The organism is Mesorhizobium sp. M7A.F.Ca.CA.002.05.1.1, from assembly GCF_003998335.1.
In the GTDB taxonomy this organism is placed as follows: domain Bacteria; phylum Pseudomonadota; class Alphaproteobacteria; order Rhizobiales; family Rhizobiaceae; genus Mesorhizobium.
Window position 1 is genome coordinate 1 of record NZ_RZQI01001110.1, and the last position, 1,695, is coordinate 1,695.

Consider the following 1,695-nt stretch of genomic DNA (forward strand, 5'->3'; position numbering starts at 1 on the left):
CAGCGTGTCGTCGGCATCGAATCCGATCGTTGTCAGTTTGCCGTTGGGCCGCATTCAATTTCTCGATTAAGATTTGGGGGCCTCGATTGAAGTGGGACGGCCGAAACTAAGCCGATTGGCGTGATTTTCAACCGCGCCGGCCAATGCCCGACGCGGCTCCCCTTCCCTTCCATAGGAGGGCACGGCTATACTCCACAATCCGCAACCCAATCTGGTGAATGATGCCGCCTGCAAAAAAGGAAGTCCGTCCGTCGAGCCGCGGAGGACGCGCCCGCACGCCTGCCTTCGTGAAAAACCAACGAGGCGTCAAGAACTGGAAGGAAGTCAGCGCCTGGCTGGAGTGGCGCGGCATCGAGGACATCGAGTGCATCACGCCCGATCAGGCAGGCGTTGCGCGTGGCAAGATGATGCCATCGAAGAAATTCACCTCCAACACCTCGCTGGCGCTGCCGTCGGCAGTCTTCATGACGACGATTTCCGGCGGCTACCCCGAGGATGGCAACGGCTTCCATTACCCGGAAGATGACGGCGACCTCAAGCTCATGCCCGACCTGTCGACGCTGACGGTGGTGCCTTGGGAAGAAGACCCGACGGCCGCGGTCATCTGCGACCTCGTCCACCAGGACGGACGCTCGGTCGAGTTCACGCCGCGCAATGTGTTGAAACGTGTGGTGGCCGCCTATGACAAGCTCGGCCTGAAGCCAGTGGTGGCGCCCGAGATCGAGTTCTACCTGGTGCGCAAGAATCCCGATCCGGACTATCCGCTGACCCCGCCGGTCGGCCGGTCGGGACGCGCGATCGGTGGCGGCGCCGGCTATTCGATCGCCGGCGTCAACGAATTCGACGAACTGATCGACGACATCTACCATTTCTCCGAAAGCCAGGGCCTGGAGATCGATACGCTGATCCACGAGGAGGGCGCCGGGCAGTTGGAGATCAACCTGCGCCACGGCGACCCGATCGAACTGGCCGACCAGGTGTTCATGTTCAAGCGCACCATTCGCGAGGCAGCACTCAAGCACGAGATCTATGCCACCTTCATGGCCAAACCGATCCAGGGGCAACCCGGCTCCGCCATGCACATCCATCAGTCGATCATCGACAAGAAGACCGGACGGAACATCTTTTCGGCCGCTGACGGCTCGGAAACCGACGACTTTTTCCACTTCATCGGCGGCATGCAGAAGCATGTGCCGAACGCACTTGTGATGTTCGCGCCCTATGTCAATTCTTACCGCCGGCTGACGCAGGCGGCGTCGGCGCCGGTCAACAACAAATGGGGCTATGACAACCGCACCACGGCGTTTCGTGTGCCGCGCTCGGATCCCGCGGCGCGGCGCGTCGAAAACCGCATCCCGTCCTCCGATGCCAACCCCTATCTGGCGCTGGCGGCATCGCTTGCCTGCGGGCTGATCGGCATCACCAACAAGATCAAGGCCGAGCCTCCCGTCCTGACCACCGCCAATGCCGACGAAATCGACCTGCCGCGTGGCCTGCTCGAAGCCGTCGACCTGTTCGAGGGCGACGAGGAACTCTGCGCGCATCTGGGCAAGTCCTTCGCCGCCACCTATGCGGCGATCAAGCGGGCGGAGTTCGAGACCTTCATGGAAGTGATCAGCCCGTGGGAGCGGGAGTATTTGTTGCTGAATGTTTAGGGGAGTAGGGGAGTAGGGGAGTAGGGGAGTAGGGGAGTAG

At 61.6% G+C, this 1,695-nt stretch carries 1 protein-coding gene; it reads left to right on the forward strand.

From position 1 onward, the window contains the following. Window positions 1-218 precede the first annotated feature (218 nt). Window positions 219-1,655: a glutamine synthetase family protein gene (locus EN939_RS33045; protein ID WP_164749124.1), complete on the forward strand. Its 1,437-nt coding sequence runs from the start codon at window positions 219-221 to the stop codon at window positions 1,653-1,655. Window positions 1,656-1,695 lie beyond the last annotated feature (40 nt).